Source organism: Paraburkholderia sp. NPDC080076 (assembly GCF_050281145.1).
Lineage (GTDB): Bacteria > Pseudomonadota > Gammaproteobacteria > Burkholderiales > Burkholderiaceae > Paraburkholderia.
The window spans coordinates 81,990-98,252 of record NZ_JBNNWQ010000007.1; the positions used below are offsets into that span (position 1 = coordinate 81,990).

At 61.2% G+C, this 16,263-nt stretch carries 16 protein-coding genes and 1 pseudogene; 9 read left to right on the forward strand and 8 right to left on the reverse strand.

Annotated features, from left to right (window positions below; genetic code table 11):
- Window positions 1-88: 88 nt before the first annotated feature.
- The 3 genes from ACQKRQ_RS26200 (at window position 89) to ACQKRQ_RS26210 (ending at window position 3,245) form a co-directional block, all read left to right on the forward strand.
- Window positions 89-1,474 carry an MFS transporter gene (locus ACQKRQ_RS26200; RefSeq protein WP_427480410.1) on the forward strand — a complete coding sequence of 462 codons (1,386 nt, stop codon included), beginning with the start codon at window positions 89-91 and terminating at the stop codon, window positions 1,472-1,474.
- Between the two features lie 85 nt (window positions 1,475-1,559).
- Window positions 1,560-1,757, forward strand: a complete 198-nt coding sequence (locus ACQKRQ_RS26205) for a hypothetical protein (protein WP_427480412.1) — start codon at window positions 1,560-1,562, stop codon at window positions 1,755-1,757.
- Between the two features lie 48 nt (window positions 1,758-1,805).
- On the forward strand, window positions 1,806-3,245 hold the full coding sequence (locus ACQKRQ_RS26210; RefSeq protein WP_427480414.1) for a methyl-accepting chemotaxis protein: 1,440 nt from the start codon (window positions 1,806-1,808) through the stop codon (window positions 3,243-3,245).
- Window positions 3,246-3,353: 108 nt separating this feature from the next.
- On the opposite strand, the gene ACQKRQ_RS26215 is transcribed toward ACQKRQ_RS26210, so the two are convergent.
- Window positions 3,354-3,986, reverse strand: a complete 633-nt coding sequence (locus ACQKRQ_RS26215) for an Hsp20/alpha crystallin family protein (RefSeq protein ID WP_427480416.1) — start codon at window positions 3,984-3,986, stop codon at window positions 3,354-3,356.
- A gap of 192 nt (window positions 3,987-4,178) precedes the next feature.
- Window positions 4,179-4,754 carry an HdeD family acid-resistance protein gene (locus tag ACQKRQ_RS26220; RefSeq protein WP_427480418.1) on the reverse strand — a complete coding sequence of 192 codons (576 nt, stop codon included), beginning with the start codon at window positions 4,752-4,754 and terminating at the stop codon, window positions 4,179-4,181.
- Window positions 4,755-5,036: 282 nt separating this feature from the next.
- On the opposite strand from ACQKRQ_RS26220, the gene ACQKRQ_RS26225 reads away from it, so the two are divergent.
- The gene (locus ACQKRQ_RS26225; protein WP_427480420.1) at window positions 5,037-5,471 is read left to right on the forward strand and encodes a PRC-barrel domain-containing protein; all 435 of its coding nucleotides are present in this window, start codon (window positions 5,037-5,039) and stop codon (window positions 5,469-5,471) included.
- Window positions 5,472-5,559: 88 nt separating this feature from the next.
- Here ACQKRQ_RS26225 and ACQKRQ_RS26230 read toward each other — a convergent pair whose 3' ends face one another.
- Window positions 5,560-6,054, reverse strand: coding sequence for an MgtC/SapB family protein (locus tag ACQKRQ_RS26230; RefSeq protein ID WP_132381267.1), 495 nt, complete (start codon window positions 6,052-6,054; stop codon window positions 5,560-5,562).
- A gap of 328 nt (window positions 6,055-6,382) precedes the next feature.
- Here ACQKRQ_RS26230 and ACQKRQ_RS26235 point away from each other — a divergent pair, with 328 nt between their 5' ends.
- Window positions 6,383-7,210, forward strand: a complete 828-nt coding sequence (locus ACQKRQ_RS26235; RefSeq protein WP_427480421.1) for a helix-turn-helix domain-containing protein — start codon at window positions 6,383-6,385, stop codon at window positions 7,208-7,210.
- Window positions 7,211-7,333: 123 nt separating this feature from the next.
- Here ACQKRQ_RS26235 and ACQKRQ_RS26240 read toward each other — a convergent pair whose 3' ends face one another.
- On the reverse strand, window positions 7,334-7,900 hold the full coding sequence (locus ACQKRQ_RS26240) for a phosphate-starvation-inducible PsiE family protein (RefSeq protein WP_427480423.1): 567 nt from the start codon (window positions 7,898-7,900) through the stop codon (window positions 7,334-7,336).
- A gap of 387 nt (window positions 7,901-8,287) precedes the next feature.
- Between ACQKRQ_RS26240 and ACQKRQ_RS26245 the strand changes: the two genes are divergently transcribed.
- Together ACQKRQ_RS26245 and ACQKRQ_RS26250 are read left to right on the forward strand one after the other, a co-directional pair.
- On the forward strand, window positions 8,288-8,695 hold the full coding sequence (locus tag ACQKRQ_RS26245; protein ID WP_427480425.1) for a DUF308 domain-containing protein: 408 nt from the start codon (window positions 8,288-8,290) through the stop codon (window positions 8,693-8,695).
- A gap of 98 nt (window positions 8,696-8,793) precedes the next feature.
- Window positions 8,794-11,622, forward strand: coding sequence for an ATP-dependent Clp protease ATP-binding subunit (locus ACQKRQ_RS26250; protein WP_427480426.1), 2,829 nt, complete (start codon window positions 8,794-8,796; stop codon window positions 11,620-11,622).
- A 54-nt stretch (window positions 11,623-11,676) separates the two neighbouring features.
- Here the strand turns inward: ACQKRQ_RS26250 and ACQKRQ_RS26255 are convergent, their stop codons facing one another.
- The 3 genes from ACQKRQ_RS26255 to ACQKRQ_RS26265 form a co-directional block, all read right to left on the reverse strand.
- Window positions 11,677-11,949: a UBP-type zinc finger domain-containing protein gene (locus tag ACQKRQ_RS26255; protein ID WP_132380287.1), complete on the reverse strand. Its 273-nt coding sequence runs from the start codon at window positions 11,947-11,949 to the stop codon at window positions 11,677-11,679.
- A 73-nt stretch (window positions 11,950-12,022) separates the two neighbouring features.
- Window positions 12,023-13,258, reverse strand: a complete 1,236-nt coding sequence (locus ACQKRQ_RS26260) for an NAD(P)/FAD-dependent oxidoreductase (protein ID WP_427480428.1) — start codon at window positions 13,256-13,258, stop codon at window positions 12,023-12,025.
- Window positions 13,259-13,320: 62 nt separating this feature from the next.
- Entirely contained in the window at window positions 13,321-13,563 is a 243-nt protein-coding gene (locus ACQKRQ_RS26265; protein WP_427480430.1) for a hypothetical protein, read from the reverse strand.
- A 630-nt stretch (window positions 13,564-14,193) separates the two neighbouring features.
- Here ACQKRQ_RS26265 and ACQKRQ_RS26270 point away from each other — a divergent pair.
- Together ACQKRQ_RS26270 and ACQKRQ_RS26275 are read left to right on the forward strand one after the other, a co-directional pair.
- Window positions 14,194-14,513 (forward strand): annotated as a pseudogene (locus ACQKRQ_RS26270) (aminotransferase class I/II-fold pyridoxal phosphate-dependent enzyme); the annotation flags it as partial.
- A 1-nt stretch (window position 14,514) separates the two neighbouring features.
- Entirely contained in the window at window positions 14,515-14,766 is a 252-nt protein-coding gene (locus tag ACQKRQ_RS26275; protein ID WP_427480895.1) for a glycosyltransferase, read from the forward strand.
- Window positions 14,767-15,822: 1,056 nt separating this feature from the next.
- Here ACQKRQ_RS26275 and ACQKRQ_RS26280 read toward each other — a convergent pair.
- The gene (locus ACQKRQ_RS26280) at window positions 15,823-16,260 is read right to left on the reverse strand and encodes a host attachment protein (protein ID WP_427480432.1); all 438 of its coding nucleotides are present in this window, start codon (window positions 16,258-16,260) and stop codon (window positions 15,823-15,825) included.
- Between the last annotated feature and the right edge of the window lie 3 nt (window positions 16,261-16,263).

The window sequence follows — 16,263 nt, forward strand, 5'->3', positions numbered from 1 at the left end:
TGCAGCGAATTTAACGTAACGTGCCGGCGAATCCGCGCCGCCGGCACGCAGCGGTTCAAGACATAGATTCCCAGAGAAGGGAGGAGACATGAATACATCGCCTGTTTCATCCGGCAACGCGCCGGTTATCAGCCGGTCGGCCGTCAACCGTGTGCTGGTCGCTTCGGTGGTCGGGACCGCCATCGAGTGGTACGACTTTTTTCTCTATGCCACCGCTTCGGCGTTGGTCTTCGCCAAGCTGTTCTTCCCCTCGTTCGATCCGGTGGTCGGCACCATCGCGGCGTTCGGCAGTTTTGCGGTCGGCTATCTCGCACGGCCTTTCGGCGCCGTGTTTTTCGGGCACTTTGGCGATCGCATCGGACGTAAGGCGACGCTCGTCGCGACGCTGACGATCATGGGCGTGAGCACCTTCGTGATCGGCCTGCTGCCGACTTATGCGTCGATCGGCGTCTGGGCGCCGATCCTGCTGGTGGCGATGCGCTTCATGCAAGGCCTCGGCGTCGGCGGCGAATGGGGCGGCGCGGTGCTGATGGTGGTCGAAACGGCGCCGGCCAGGAAGCGAGGCTTTTTCGGCGCGTTCCCGCAGTTGGGCGTGCCGCTCGGGCTGATGCTCTCGACCGCGGTGTTCAAAGCCGTGTCGAGTATGCCGTCGGACGCGTTCTATTCATGGGGATGGCGCCTGCCGTTCCTGCTGAGCGTCGCGCTGATCGCAATCGGCCTGTTCATCCGCCTGCGCGTCATGGAGTCGCCGGTATTCGAACAGATCAAGGCGAGCAAGCAGGTCGTGAAGGCGCCGCTGGTCGAATTGCTGCGCCGGCATCCGAAAGACCTCGTGCTGACGATCGGCACGCGCTTCGCGGTCGACATTACCTTCAACGTGATCAACGTGTTCGTGCTGGTCTACGGAACGACGCGGCTCGGCTTGTCGCGTGGGCTACTGCTGAACGCCATCATTGTGGGCTGCGCGTTTGCGCTGATCACGCTGCCGCTGTTCGGCAAACTGTCGGACGTGATCGGACGCCGGACCGTGTTCATGCTCGGCGCGGTGTTCGTCGCGATCTATGGATTCGCGTTCTTTCCGTTGCTCGAGACACGCAATCCGACCTTGATTTTCGTGGCGTACGTCTGCGGTATCGCGTTGAGCCAGGCGTCGGTGTACGGCGTGCAATCGACGTGGTTTGCGGAACTGTTCGGCACGCGGGTGCGCTATACGGGGGCGTCGCTGCCGTATCAGATCGCCGGCATCATCACGTCAGGACCGACGCCATTGATCGCCACCTATCTGTTCGCTACGTATGGCCAGACGCTGCCCATTTCGATCTATATCGCGGCGACGGGGTTGCTGAGCCTGGTGTGCGCGTTTTTCCTCGCCGAGACTTTCAGGCGGGATCTGTCGGCAGAGCCGGAGGATGAGGCGGCCGCTGCGCTGGGCGCGCGTGCGTCCGCGCGCTCGCCGCATCCTTTGACGCGCTGAGCGCAAATGGATCCGGTTGCCATGCCGTGTATGACCTGGCCGATTGCGGCGCCGGAGCGGCGGCCGTCGAGTCGCTAACGCGGGTTTGAATGGACGCCTCGTCGGCCAGGTCAGTCGCAGTGGTGCCCGCCTCGGTGGCGGCCTCGCGCCGTTGGGCGGCGACGGCAAGACTCTCGGCGGTCACAAAGGCTACGGTCCCGGTTTGTTCGCGCAGATTCTCGGGAGCACGCTGGGCGGCGGTTCGTTCTCGCCCGTGCGCAACCGCACGCAAAAAAAGCGATGAGCCGGACAACATCGGCCATTTCTTCCTTGCCGTGATGGCATAACGGGTATGGCGCGCAGCAACGACGCCAACCGCGAGACCTACACGAACCGGCTCGCGAGCACGCGTCTGATCGGCGATGCGGAACTTGCGATCAGCCGCGAGCGCACGACCGTCGACCGGATCGCTTTCGACCCGGCCGCCCCGACGGTCGAGAAAGACATTGCCACTTATCGCATGCTCAAAGGGCAGGGTATGGATGCGTGGACGAAGTATCTCGCCTTGCCTGCCACGTCGGATGAAAACCGTCTTGCCGCCGCGGTCAGTGCCAAGCGAAGCCAGGTACAAAACCAGCTGGATGCTTTTGCGGATTCGGTCAAGGGCATGGACGACGCGGCAGTCAAAGTCGCGTTGAAGAAAATCGCGCTGGCCAATACGGACTATGTCACGGTGAGCGCAGATCTCAAGCAGTTTCAACGCGATCAGGCAAAGGCACAATACGTTGACTCGGAAGCGAGTTTCCAACGCTTTCGTGCAATGACAACTGCCTCCATCGTATTTGGGCTGCTCGCCGGTGTCTTCACCTTCGTGTCGCTGCGCCGCGCGATCGGCCGTCCGCTCGCTGAGGCGCTGGAACACTTCCACCGGATCGCGACGGGCGATCTGTCGCAGCGGATCGAAACGCGTTCGCACAATGAAATGGGCATTCTGCTGCACGGTCTTTCGCAAATGCGCGACGGCCTCGTTAGCACCGTCACAACAGTGCGTCACGCAAGCGAGGCCATCGCCACGGCGGCCCAGCAGATCACCTCAGGCAATCTCCATCTGTCCGCCCGTACGGAACAACAGGCTGCGTCGTTACAGGAAACTGCTGCCAGCATGGAAGAGCTGACCGGCACGGTGAGGCATAACGCCGAGAATGCACGTCAGGCGCAGGCTCTCGCTGCCAATGCGGCCAACATGGCCGATCACGGCAACTCCGTGGTGGGCGAGGTGGTGACGACGATGAAAGAAATCGATCAGAGCTCGGGCCGTATCGGCGACATCATCGCGATTATCGATGCCATCGCGTTTCAGACCAATATTCTGGCGCTCAATGCAGCGGTCGAAGCTGCGCGCGCCGGAGAACAAGGACGCGGTTTCGCGGTAGTGGCGGCCGAGGTGCGCATGCTGGCGCAGCACTCGTCGGCTGCCGCGAAGGAGATCAAAGAACTGATCGAGACGTCGAGCGGAAAAGTACAGGCGGGGGGCACGCTGGTCACCGAGGCGGGCGGCCGCATGCAGGCGATCCTCAGCGGCGTGCGGCGCGTGGCGGACATTATGGACGAGATATCGGTGGCTTCGTCAGAGCAAAGCACGGGTATCGAACAGGTTACTCGCGCCGTCGCGGAAATGGACTCGGTCACGCAGCACAACGCCGCGTTGGTCGAAGAGGCGGCAGCAGCGGCCCAATCGCTAGAGGAACAGGCGCGAATGTTGAAAGAGACGGTGGCGGTGTTCAGGATTTAGGCTAGAGCTGGAATCACTTCCTGACGCGCAGCGTGCTTCCGTCGTATTGCGACTCGCGGCATGACCAAAACGTGTCGCGACAGGCCTGACAGCGGAGTGCGGATTGCGTTATTTGATCTCGATGCGCCGCCTGGCTGCCGGTTCTCCGGTCGCCTTCGGCACGCGCAGCGTCAGCACGCCGTTTTCAAATCTGGCCTCTGCCCGATCGAGATCGATGCCCGCAGGCAGCGGGACCGCGCGCTGAAAGTGTCCAAACGACCGCTCGACCCGATAGCATCCCTGTTCTTCGCTCGTCGATTCGAAGCGCTTGTCGCCGCTGATGATCAGCATGTCTTCAATCACTTCGAGTTCGACGTCGTCGCGGGTCATGCCCGGCAATTCGGCGACGATACGCAGAGCGTCGCCATCGTCGGTGACGTCGATCCGCGGTTGAAACTCGCTTGCGCTGAAGTCGCCGAACCAGCTTCCGAGCGGTCCACGGCCGCCGAACGGATCGCGGATCAATTCGGCGAACAGATGAATCGGATCAGGCAGCGGCCAGCTGGCAGGCGCGAGTGCCGGCGCAGCAGCCGCTGCCATCGGAACCGCGTTACCCGTTTGCGTGCCGCCCGTCTGTTGCCCGTTTTGCCGGGCGCTTTGCGGACTGGTGCGCGGCGCATCGGCGCGGTCCGATGCGCTTTTTTGCGCGGAGTGTGACCGTAAAAACCGGAACGGATTCCATTTGTCGAGATCCAGAGGCATGTGATTCTCCTTACGTGAGATAGGCCAGTGCCAGACCCGACGCTGGACCACTGGAGATGACGGGCGGTCCATTCGCCCTCCGAATGCGAGGGGCCGGCCGGCACGGCATCGTCCGCGAGAGCGCAACGAGTCCGGTACGGGGTTGGCCGCGGGTTTGACCTTGTGACCCGCGAGTGCCCTTGAGCGGTGCGCTTACGGATGCAATGGCGCGTGTGGCTCGCCAGTCACGCCATCATGCTGCCAGGCACGCGCAGTGATGCCGAGTACGAACAGCAGCGAGCCCGTGAACAACGCATACACGCCGATCAGCCAGACGAGCGCTAGTGCGCCAGCGCCCGGAAAGAACAGCACGAAGATGCCGAACAGCAAGGACAGCACGCCGGTCAGCACCAGCATCCACGCATTGCGCAGTCGCCTGTGCAGCCGCCTTGCTGCGATCAGATCGAATACGCCGCTGATAATCGCGTTTGCGCCGATGATGGCGACCAGCACAAGCGTGGTAATGCCCGGCACTAACGCGGCTATCAAACCGGCGCCGATGCTACAGATGCCGAGCAGGAAGGGCGCCCACCAGCCGGCGTGCGTCGCGCGGTAGCGGATGGCCCCGACAATCGCGACAATGCCGCCGGCGATTGCGTAGGCGCTAAAGAGGGTGATCAGCAGTAGTAGAGTGAGGCCGGGCCAAAATAGCGCCAGAGTGCCGAACAGTAGCGCTACCGTGCCACGCAGAATGAGCATCCACCAGGCGCGTCCAAGCAGTTCATCCATGTGGAACTCCAGGCTCTACCATCATGCGATGAACTGCAGTCTAGGCTCCTCGCTGCTGCGATTCTTTCGCGTTTCTGCCATGCGTTTCGCAATTCTGCATTCGCTCACGAGGCGTGCGGAATGGCATCCGCATGTACGAAAATAGCCCGATCCATCACCGTTTTTTTATAGCGGCTTGCCGTGCGACCTTCTAACATGAACTTACGCCGCGCACGGTCTGGCGTCTACCTTTTCATTGCTGGCCCGGTGTCGCACCGTCAACCCCAGAACGAAGGGAATCTCATGAAAACGAATCTGCTCGTATTGCTGCTCGCGTCGTCGTTCGGACTCGCTCCAGACGCGAACGCCCAGGTGGCCGGCGCCCAGCCGCTTGGTGTCAGCGTGGAAGAGTCGGCCGCGATCGTGGCAGGCTGGAGCGTGAGAAAGTCGATCATGGACAAGCCGGTCTTCAACGAGAAGGGTGAGCGTGTCGGCGTCATTCATGACATTATCGTGGCACCGGACAAGTCGGTATCGTTTGCAATCGTCGCCGCAAACCAGTTTCTGGGAGTGTCGCATCACGACGTGGCCATTCCGATTGAGCAGCTCGATTTTGTCAATGGCAAACTGGTGCTTGCCGGTGCGACGAAAGATGCGATCAAGGCGCTGCCCGCGTTTCAATACGCAAAGGTACGCGCGACACCTAAGGCGAGGTCCGACTACAGCGAGCATCACTGACATATGTCTCGCATCGTCCGCGACCGATGCATCTGACGCGCGGCACATTCATTCCATGGGCACTGCGCCAATTAGTGCCGCCGCGTGATTATTCGTCGTGCCGCATGACCGCCGCCTGCTCTTCGGGCGACTTTCTTAACCAGCGCCGGTGCAACGCACGTTCAATGCTGCCGCCCACCGAGAGCAGCAGCAGGAGCAGGGCGGTGGCAATACCCGCAATCTGCCAGGCGCCGATGCCGCATACAACTCCGAGCGCGGCGGTGACCCAGATCGAAGCCGCCGTCGTCAAGCCGCTGATCCTGCCGGTGGCGCGGTCTTGCAGGATCACCCCGGCGCCGAGAAAACCGATGCCCGTAATGACGCCCTGAATCGCGCGGCCGGCGTCACTGCTGTCGCTGAAACCGTGCAGTTCGAAGGACATGCCGGCCATTGTGACGAGACAGGAGCCGAGCGCAACGAGGCCTAGCGTCTTCACACCGGTTGGTTTGCCGTGCAGGTTTCGATCGAGCCCGACGATGCAGCCCACCAGCACTGCCGCGACCATGCGCAAGATGGCCTGAAGCAACTGCAGGTGTGAAATCATTGGCATCCCGCTAAGGTTTCCAGGTAACGTCGCGTTCGGCGAGCACCTGGCTGCTCACTACAGTCTAGCGTCGAAGGGAGCAAACTGCTTGAGCGTCAAACGCCGTACACGCGAAAGGGTTGAAGCTTTCGTCAGGAGCATTACAAAAGCTTGTGATGCAGATCCAGCCCCACATGCCCCAGCACACAGCCGCTCCGGATTGCCGCGATGGTTAGCCACGATTATTCGGCCAGCCGCATCTGCCCATATAACAAATCCGCCTTAGGAAGCCTTGAATTCGACGTAAGCTTAGGTATGCGACGAGGCAACGAGGAGACTTCTGCTTGTGATGAAACAAACGACAGGATTGACCCCGGATCACAGGTTACGCTGCCAACCGATGACCGTCGCTTTCACCAATGGCGGGTTGAATACAGTGCAGGGACTTCGGCTCGTTATGCCGACAGGTACCACTGTTGTGCAGGCTACGGGCTGTGACGACCTTGGAGTGAATCACTCCATGTTGGTAAGTGCGCCATTTGTCGCAGTCATTCCGGCGGGTGCGCAGTTGGCCACGATCGCTGACAACGATCCAAAGGGATGGGTCATCGCACTCGAAAGGAGCGTACTTGGACAAGCCTCGCAAGAAGCGTTTGCGGCGGTCCCAAAATGGTCTAAGTCTTGGGATCCGTTCCTGCGTGAGGTGGCGGGCACGTTGAGTGCTTTGCATCGTGCGGAGCTCATCGACGCTGCTTGCGCCGACGCATTCGCCGATGTCATCTCGGTGCACATCGCTCTTTACTACGGGCACTGTGCTGGTGCGGCAGCGCCAGATACGCCTCTTACGCTTCAAATGCTAAGTCGCGTTGAAGCCTTCGTTCATGAGCATATAGCCGAAACCATTTTGGTCGGGCAACTCGCGATGCTGGTGCACATGGGCACATCAAACTTTGCACGCGCTTTCAAAAGGGTGACAGGCAGGCCGCCCCATCAGTACGTGACACTCGAACGAGTGAAATTTGCCAGGACGATGTTGAGCCAACAAACCCCTTCTCTGGTTGACGTTGGCGCGCTCGCGGGGTTTCAGACTCAACAGCATTTCACCGAAGTGTTTCATCGATACACCGGCGTAACGCCACGCGCATACCGGCTTGCCCGCCGTAACGTCAGTAGCTGATTCATTGGCGAAGTTGCGGGCATCACGACGAAGGTCGAACTGGAAGCGGGATCCGGGTCTCCCCTAGTAGTCGACGACGTGCGCTAAACCGGCGCTTCTGTTCTCGTCGTGCGGCAGCCCGAGTCACTCGACCCGCCGCGCACCTTCGCCGGATCGTGTTTCCTGCTGCCGCTGTGCATACAGGGTCCGGTCGACTTCGGCGTCCGGTGCCGAGGTCGCGTCGACAGGGTCGTCGCGTTGCCGCATCAGCCAGTAGACGATCCCCAGCGCCACCAGCGCAAACGCAAGCGCCGCGATCTGCGAGGGTGCGCTGGCCGGATCGAGAATAATGAATTTGCGGGCGATGGCAAGCAGCGCAACGAGAACCACTGTCTTGACCTGAACGATATGATCGCGCCGCGCCATCACGCGCGTAATCGAATGTTTGAATTCCATTGCGATCAACAACGTCATGACCATGCCGAAGACCGTTTGGAACACTGCGTGATCGAGCGGGTTTAGTGCGTCCGAAACTAGCAATGCAGTCACCGCGCGAATCAATTGCCAAAGCGACACGAGAATGATGACGGAGATCACCAGGCTCAGCACATGCGCGACAAGCTGTTCGAAGCGTTCATAAAATGTGAGTACGTCCCACTGCAGACGCAGTGCATCGAAATCCCGGCGCAGCCTGCTTTTCTTTCTGTCCATGATCTGGCTTCCGGGCGGCCGTGGATACGCCGTGCGCGCACAGCGGGGGGCGGATTGCACGTGCGTCGTGCGAAGGTCAGCTGACGATGTGGCAGTTCATGCGCCACGGTCTTTCGGGTTCGTGCTGTTTTTTTACAGATAGCTGCTTGAACGCAACCGGCGGACGTCATTGTCAACGGCTGACAGGACAGCCGTAGAAGGAAGCAGCCTTGACGTAACCGGCAAATGTAACCACGTCACCGTTAGTGCACCGTGCATCGCCTTCGTTCGACGAAGCGCCTGACGCTCGCCAAATGGATGTGTTCGAGCCGAGTGCCGCGCGAAGCGAATTGCGGGCATCGGGAGACGCGCGCCAGGATCGCAGAATCCCGACAAGTCTTCGCAGGAATGAGAAAGAAGTCGCTTCTGTCGGCGCGTAGTGTCGAATCTGCCGTCACCCGGTCGCGTGGCCGCTTGCGCCGCGCCCGGTTGCTGTACGCAACCGGCACTATTTCGCTGGTATTCGGCGTGCTCGTGATCGCGTGGCCCGGCGCTGGCGTGCTTGCACTTGTTTGGCTGATCAGTGCGCACGCTATTTTCAGCGGTGCTTTGCTACAGATGCTCACCGGTCTGATCCGGACCCGTTCGGCGGCCTGGGCCGCTGGAACTGTGGTTCGGCGATTTGAATCGCATCTGGTTTCAGCCGCGCATTCGACGCAGTCGACGACGGCGAAGCGCGCCCAAGGCGGGCGAGACAAAGCAGATCGAGATCAGGTGACCCGCGAATCCCGCAAGGCCTCGCCACGAGGGATGTAGAGCAGTGCGTCGGCGAGGCAGAAATATCCAGGATATGGACAGCCCAGCCGTCCACGTCGCAACGCACAGCGCGTGGGCAGAACCTGAAGAGGAACATCATGGCCAAGTGCAGTGTTTGCGGTAAACCGGCGACTACACAGATCACGATCACCGAGAACGGCCAGCGCCGCCAGTTGATGCTTTGCGACGAACATCACATGCAGTTCATGGCACGCCATCAGCGCAGCCTGTCGCCGCTCGAGTCGCTTTTCCACGGCGGGCTGTTTGAGCGCCTGTTCGACGAGGGATGGTCGCCATTCGAAAACGGCGGCACGGACTGGGAGCGGGCAGGGCGTCCCGCGCCTGACCGCGCGTCGGGTTCGGCCGGGTCATCCGGTCCGTCTCAAGCAGCGGGCGGACCGGACAGCAGCGGTGCCCGCCCTCGCCGCCGCAGGCGTGCACGTGAGGGCGTCGACCTGCAAAGCTTTCTAAGCGAAAGCGGGCTCGAGCGGCTGCAGGCGGCCGCGCAGAAAGCTGTCGAGTTCGGCAAGAAAGAGGTCGACACGGAACATCTGCTGCTCGCGCTCGCCGATAACAACGTGGTCAACGAAATCCTGCGCGAGTTCAAGCTCGATGCCGACGATATCAAGCGCACCATCGAACAGGACGCGCCGCGCGGTACGGCCAAAGCCGATGGCGAGGAGGCACGCATCGGCGTTTCGCCGCGCGCAAAGAGCGCGCTTGAAAATGCACTCGTAGCGTCGCGCGAGCTCGACCATAGCTATGTCGGCCCGGAACACATACTGATCGGTCTCGTCGAGGAAGGAGACGGCTTCGCCGGCGAGCTGCTGCGCAAACTCGGGTTGACCTCGCAATCGCTGCGTCAGAAAGCAGTGAAGGTGGTAGGCCAGGGCGCGGAAGACGGCAGCGTCGAAGGCCGCTCCTCCACCCCGACGCTCGATAAATACGCGCGCGATCTAAGCGAGCTGGCAAAGCTCGGCAAGCTGGATCCGGTGATCGGCCGTGACAAGGAGATCGAAACCACCATCGAAGTGCTCGCGCGGCGCCGCAAGAACAACCCGGTTCTGATCGGCGAGCCGGGCGTCGGCAAGACGGCGATCGTCGAAGGTCTGGCGCAACGCATCGCGCAGGACCAGATCCCTGAAGTGCTACGCGGCAAGCGCGTGGTCGAGCTGAATATCAATAGCGTGGTGGCGGGCGCGAAGTATCGGGGCGAATTCGAAGAGCGCGTCAAGCAGGTGCTCGACGAAATCGTCGCGAACCAGGACCGGCTGATCATTTTCATCGACGAGCTTCATACGATCGTCGGCGCGGGCCAGGGCGGCGGCGAAGGCGGGCTCGATATCGGTAACGTATTCAAGCCGGCGCTGGCGCGCGGCGAGCTGCATCTGATCGGCGCAACCACGCTCAATGAATACCAGAAGTACATCGAAAAGGATTCGGCACTCGAACGGCGTTTCCAGCCAGTGATGGTGCCCGAGCCGAGCGTCGAGGACACGATTGATATCCTGCGCGGCCTGCGCGACCGGCTTGAGGCACATCACAAGGTGAAGATCACCGAAGAGGCGATCACGGCCGCGGCGAAGCTGTCGGATCGCTATATCGCCGCCCGCTTCCTGCCCGACAAGGCCATCGACCTGCTCGACCAGGCCGCGGCTCGCGTGCGCATTTCGTCGAACTCGCGACCGCAGGCGCTGCAGGGAATCGAGGCCACTGTCCGTCGTCTGCGTCAGGAGCAGGACTCGGCGAGCGCGGCCAAACAGTTCGACAAGGCGAAGGAACTGCAGGAGAAAATCAAGGGCGAGCAGGCACGTCTGAATGAGTCGACCGAGGCCTGGAAGAAGGAACGCGGCACCAGTTCGCAGGAAGTCGGGGCGGAAGACATCGCGCAGATCGTATCCTCGCTGACCGGCGTGCCGGTGTCCGAACTCACGGCCGAGGATCGCGAAAAGCTGCTGCGTCTGGAAGACCGTTTGAGGGAACGCGTTGTCGGCCAGGACGAAGCCGTCACGGCCGTATCAAAGGCCGTGCGACTTTCACGCGCGGGGTTGACGGAAGCTGGCAAGCCGATCGCCAGCTTCCTCTTTCTCGGACCGACCGGCGTTGGCAAGACCGAACTCGCGAAGGCGCTCGCCGCCGCGGTGTTCGGCGACGAGAACGCGCTCGTGCGCATCGACATGAGCGAATACTCGGAACGCCACACGGTGGCCCGTCTCGTCGGCGCGCCTCCCGGCTATGTCGGCTACGAAGAAGGCGGCCAGCTGACCGAGCGCGTGCGGCGCCACCCATACAGTGTCGTGCTGCTCGACGAGATCGAAAAGGCGCATTCCGAAGTGCACAACATCCTGCTGCAACTGTTCGACGAAGGACGTCTGACGGACGGCAAGGGACGGCTCGTGGATTTCACCAACACCGTGATCATCGCCACCAGCAACATCGGCTCGCAGATGATTCAGGACAACATGAAGGCCGATTCGAAACAGCTGGACTATCCCGCGCTGCGCGACCGGCTGATGGAAGTCCTGCGGCATCACTTCAAGCCGGAGTTCCTGAACCGTGTCGATGAAGTGGTTGTGTTCCATGCGCTCGGCAGGGAGCAGATCCGCCGGATCGTCGATCTGCAGCTTCAGCGCGTGCAGCGCACGGCTGCCGCGCAGAATATCGAGCTGTCGTTCGACGATGCACTGCGTGATCATCTGGCCAGGGTTGGATACGATCCCGAGTTCGGCGCGCGGATGTTGAAGCGCAAGATCCGTATGGAAGTGGAATCGGAACTCGCCGACTCGCTGTTACGAGGCGATGTGCGCAGCGGCGATGCTGTCGAAATCGACTGGGACGCCAGCGAAAAGGCCATACGTGTGAAAAAGCTGGCGGCGCAGGAATCGGCCGGCGAAGAAGCCAGGAAAGCCGCCGAAGCCCCGGCCTGAGACTCGGAAACGACGGGTACGGCCGGCGGAGTCAACGCCGCCAGCTGTACCCGCTTACAGTGCCACTTCTCCCGCGATCATCTCGTCGCGATAGCACCAGATCCACGATTCGCCCGGTTCAATGGAACGCACCAGCGGGTGGCCGGTCGCGTGATAATGCGCGCTCGCATGGCGATCGGGCGACGAGTCGCAACAAGCGACATGACCGCACGACATGCAGAGCCGCAGATGCACCCAGGAGTGGCCGAGTTTCACGCAGTCTTCGCAATAGTGCTTCGTGGTCTGCAATACGCGGATTCCATCCAGATGCGTGCAGGTGGGAGTCATGGTCAGCTCCTGGTGATCAGATTGCGACAGGGAAAGCGGACGGTGCTCACCCATGTGACGCACGTGAAGCACATCATGCGCCGCTCAGATAGCGGTGCACGAGCGCTACCGCCGTGGCTCCTTCGCCGACGGCGGCCGCTACGCGTTTGATCGAGCCGTGGCGGACATCGCCAGCGGCGAACACGCCGGGCATGCTGGTTTCCAGATACAGCGGCTCGCGATCCAGCGGCCACTGCAGCTTCTGGTCCGTGTCGTGGAGGTCAGTGCCCGTCACGAGATAGCCGGCTTCATCGCGCGCCACGCCGACTTCTTTGGCCCAATCGGTCTGCGGCAGGCCGCCAATGCAAACGAAGAGCCAGTTTGTCTTCACGCGTCGCGCTTCGCCGCCGCGGCGATCGGTCAGCGTGATTGCGCGCAGCACGTCGTCGCCGTGCAATGCGGTAACGGTCGTGCAGGTCAGCACCTCGATGTTTGACGCGGATGAAATACGGTCGATCAGGTACTGCGACAGCGTGCTTTTCAGCGACGTGTCGCGCACCACCATCGTGACCTGATTGCAGTACTGGGAAAAATGCATCGCGGCCTGCCCCGCCGAATTGCCGCCGCCCACGATGTACACGTCTTCGCCGCGGATCAGCGACGCCTCGCTCGCACCCGCACCGTAGTACACACCCGCGCCGCTGAAGCGCGCTTCGTCTGGCAATTCGAGCCGCCGGTACGCGACACCTGTCGCGCACACCGACGTGCGTGCCGTGATTCGCGTACCGTCTTCGAGATAGACGATACCGTTGCCCGTCGAGAAATCCGCGCGCACGCCGGCACGGGCCAGCAGGATCTCCGCGCCGAAACGGACTGCCTGATCGCGAGCCCGCTCGGCGAGCTCCGTTCCGCTGACACCGTCCGGAAACCCCAGGTAGTTCTCGATCTTCGACGTGCTGCCAGCCTGCCCACCGACGGCCCAGCGCTCCACCAGCACCGTGCGCAATCCCTCGGATGCACCGTAGACCGCGGCGCTCAGACCGGCCGGCCCGGCGCCATAGATCGCGAGATCGTATTCCGAACGTGACGGGCTGCGAAACCAGCCGAGCTTTTCGGTGATCTGCCGGACAGTCGGACATTCGAGTCGCGTGCCGTCGTGAAACTCGCATACCGGCAGGCGCGAGTCGCGAAGGTGCTGCACCCGTGCCAGCTTCACCGCCTCTTCATCGTTATTGAGTTCGATCCACTCGAAAGGAATGTCGCAACGATGCAGGAAATCGCGGATCGCATAGCCTTCCGCCGACCGCATGCGTCCATAGATCTTGACCATGTGTGCCTCGCCCATGTCTGTGTTCGGGTCATGTGTGTGGTCAATCGTCACGTACGTTCGTCTCAATCCGGCAGAACGAACTCCGTACGCATGTCCTCGATGACACGCCTGACCTGTCGAAGATAGTCGGCGCCGCTCTCATTGAGCGCGAGCATGTCCCAGTTCCGGCCGGAGGCGTCGGGCGGATGCCGCTCCGGCAGCGGCACGCGGACTCGCAGATGGTGGGGGACGTCGGCGGCAAGCTGCTCGACGCGCCGTTGTGTTTCGGCGCGAATCTGTTCGGCCGTTTGAATGGCCTTCGACATGGGCTTGCCCTCCATGAGTGGCGCACGTCGACATGGAGTCACGTCGCGCGAAAGTCTCGTGTGGAGATCACGCTACAGATGATTGAAGTCTAGTACCTGTCCGGCTAAGGAAAGGAGCAATACGATGAGCATCCGTTGGTCGGTACTGTCCGCAAGGGCCGCTTGGTGCAGAAAAATCGCGTGGTGCGGGCATTCCGTTGGGCTATTGACCGGGGGCATATTCATCATCAAGATTAGGCTTCCGCTGACTACGCTTCTTCCATGTTCCTGCCAGGACATGTCGGATTTCTGCGATCGCGTCCAAACTTGCAACAGCCTTGCGAGATAACCGGGCCAGCCAGGCCTGCCTCAACGAATTGCCGCGCCGACTTACCCCGCGTGCGACAGTGGATCTGATACGCATGTTTTGACACGCAAATGCTACTCGTTTTCGAAACGCAGTCAGGTCATAGTACGCAGCACAGATAACGGTGCGAATGCAACTTCATGCGATTTTTCCAACGCTGCACAGCACGAATGCGCCGGTTGCGACCATGTATTCGATGGGCATCTTGAAGTGACGGTGACTGTTGCCGTTGCGTTGAGTGTGGCTGGATTGCTCGCGGCCAGCGTGATCGCATCTCGAGACGCGCATTAGCGGAGGCGTTGCGGCACCATCCGGTGCGGGCTTGCTGGTTTATGACGACCTTGCACCAGCCTACCGGCGCGACGCTCTCCGATGAACGGAAGGAGCCGCTCGTGAGGCTGCTGGCAAAACATGGCGTGCCGCTAATCGAGGACGACGTATTCCGCGAACTGCATTTTGCTTAATGCCCGCGTATCCGGCGAAGCGCTTCGATTCTCACGGCATCGTGCTGCATTGCGGTTCGTTTTCGACGAGCCTGGCGCCCGGATTGCGCCTTGGTTGGGTAGCGGCGGGGCGGTACGCCGCGAGAATTGAGCACGCGCGTATTGGTCGAGGCCCTCGCCTGTGGCACACCCGTAATCGCCTTTCGGAACGGATCGGTTCCCGAAATCATCGACGACGGAGTCACCGGCTTCATCGTGGACACCATCGAAGAGGCCGTCGTCGCCGTTGGCCACACTGGGCAGTTGAACCGCCGGCGCTGCCGCCAGGTCTTTGAAGAGCGTTTCACCGCCGCCCGAATGGCGCACGCATATCTGGAGACTCATGAGAAAGTGCTGGCAGACCACCGTAGATGAACAAAAACAACGTCGGGTCCGGGCGAGAATCGGTACTCATTTTTTGGCTTTGGCCAGGAGCGGTGATGACAAACGGCCAACGCCAGGTAACTTAGGGCGGCTCTGCTTGGTTGGCGAGGCCTCGACCTGCTCGATGTCTGCCGACGCATGCGGCCTACGTATCCGGGGCGAATGGTTCAAGCGCTGGCAGCACACGGGAAGGGGCGGGTGATCGTCGGGGATCAACGCGCCTGAAAGCGTTATTCTTCGTTACCCACGCTTTTCAACACTTCCGCCGGACTCGCATATTCGCCATCGGGGGGGGCGCCTCGAGCGCAGCCGCAACGTCTTCATCCGCGCCGTTTGACCGAGCTGTTTCAAGCAGTGTCTGCTTATCCAGGAGAAGGCAACGCAAGGAATGGCGACAAGTATTTCTCCTGGGCGTGGGTCTCATCGAGGATCCCGCCGTTGCAATGCGCTGTTGTCTGTAGGGGAGGCGCTTCTATGAGCGCAAGAAAGCCCGGCGCATGCCCGTGGTCGCCACGGAGGCGCTTGCGCACAAGCTCGCGCGGGGCCCCGGTCTACATGCTGCGAGATGAGAAATCTTTTGAGGTCACCAAATGCTTCGGTTAGTTTTTCGGCGGGGCCATGAGGGGGGTAAATGTGTTGGCGTAAACCCAGTCTAGTGATTGGGCTACGCGCTCCCGACGTCCCCTATTAGCGAGCGCTGGGATGCCCAGACCATGAGCCGAAACCAGCCTGGCACTAACGCAGCATGCCGAACATTGGTGAATGCTCTCATGCACACCGGTCTGGCACCGATGGTTTTCTGGGGCTCGCTATGAGCCACGGTGGAAGCCAGAACACCTGCCCTCGTCTTGATTCCGATGGATGACTGGCGCAGACCAGCGCTGCAACCAGGTGAGCGAATAATCGAACGCATGCTCATGCGCACCAACGTGGGGTGGCTGAAATGTTTCAGCTGAGCAGGGTAAAAGTTTGAGAGAGAAGTATCTATCTCTTGACCTTGGGCTTTCAACGGATGATACATTTAATGCGGCTTACGGCAGGTCGCCGTCAATGCCTTCGCAGGTGCGCTTGGATATCGCGCGCATCGAGGGCCGAGAGATCTTCGTTGATCTCTTCGAAAATCATCTGACGCGTCTCCTCGCTCAGACGCTCGCGCAGCATTCCGAGAAACTTCGGCTCCGCGGCGAATCGTAATCGCTGATACCGGTGATGAAGCCGTCCCTGTTCGACGCAGTCGGCCACGGTCTTCGCGAATTTTTCGCGATCCTTCTCGCTCAGCGCCGGTCCACCAGGGACGACATTGACGAGGTCTTCGATTTCCCGCAAGTCCAGCTTAAGTCCCGGTGTCTCGAAGATTCGAGCACGGCTACCGTCGGCAACGACCACCCAGGTAGTGACAGCCATGGTGCGCCTCTCAGCGTGATCGGTCGCCGGCTCGGCGGCCATCGTAAATTGTCGCGTGACGCCAGCGAACTCGCCGGTCAACGA

Excerpts from the sequence above, each read along its gene's own strand:
- ACQKRQ_RS26210 (WP_427480414.1), top strand. The coding sequence starts at position 1,806 with ATGGCGCGCAGCAACGACGCCAACCGCGAGACCTACACGAACCGGCTC.
- ACQKRQ_RS26220 (WP_427480418.1), bottom strand. The coding sequence starts at position 4,754 with ATGGATGAACTGCTTGGACGCGCCTGGTGGATGCTCATTCTGCGTGGC.
- ACQKRQ_RS26215 (WP_427480416.1), bottom strand. The coding sequence starts at position 3,986 with ATGCCTCTGGATCTCGACAAATGGAATCCGTTCCGGTTTTTACGGTCA.
- ACQKRQ_RS26230 (WP_132381267.1), bottom strand. The coding sequence starts at position 6,054 with ATGATTTCACACCTGCAGTTGCTTCAGGCCATCTTGCGCATGGTCGCG.
- ACQKRQ_RS26255 (WP_132380287.1), bottom strand. The coding sequence starts at position 11,949 with ATGACTCCCACCTGCACGCATCTGGATGGAATCCGCGTATTGCAGACC.
- ACQKRQ_RS26225 (WP_427480420.1), top strand. The coding sequence starts at position 5,037 with ATGAAAACGAATCTGCTCGTATTGCTGCTCGCGTCGTCGTTCGGACTC.
- ACQKRQ_RS26235 (WP_427480421.1), top strand. The coding sequence starts at position 6,383 with ATGAAACAAACGACAGGATTGACCCCGGATCACAGGTTACGCTGCCAA.
- ACQKRQ_RS26200 (WP_427480410.1), top strand. The coding sequence starts at position 89 with ATGAATACATCGCCTGTTTCATCCGGCAACGCGCCGGTTATCAGCCGG.
- ACQKRQ_RS26250 (WP_427480426.1), top strand. The coding sequence starts at position 8,794 with ATGGCCAAGTGCAGTGTTTGCGGTAAACCGGCGACTACACAGATCACG.
- ACQKRQ_RS26260 (WP_427480428.1), bottom strand. The coding sequence starts at position 13,258 with ATGGTCAAGATCTATGGACGCATGCGGTCGGCGGAAGGCTATGCGATC.
- ACQKRQ_RS26265 (WP_427480430.1), bottom strand. The coding sequence starts at position 13,563 with ATGTCGAAGGCCATTCAAACGGCCGAACAGATTCGCGCCGAAACACAA.
- ACQKRQ_RS26240 (WP_427480423.1), bottom strand. The coding sequence starts at position 7,900 with ATGGACAGAAAGAAAAGCAGGCTGCGCCGGGATTTCGATGCACTGCGT.
- ACQKRQ_RS26245 (WP_427480425.1), top strand. The coding sequence starts at position 8,288 with ATGAGAAAGAAGTCGCTTCTGTCGGCGCGTAGTGTCGAATCTGCCGTC.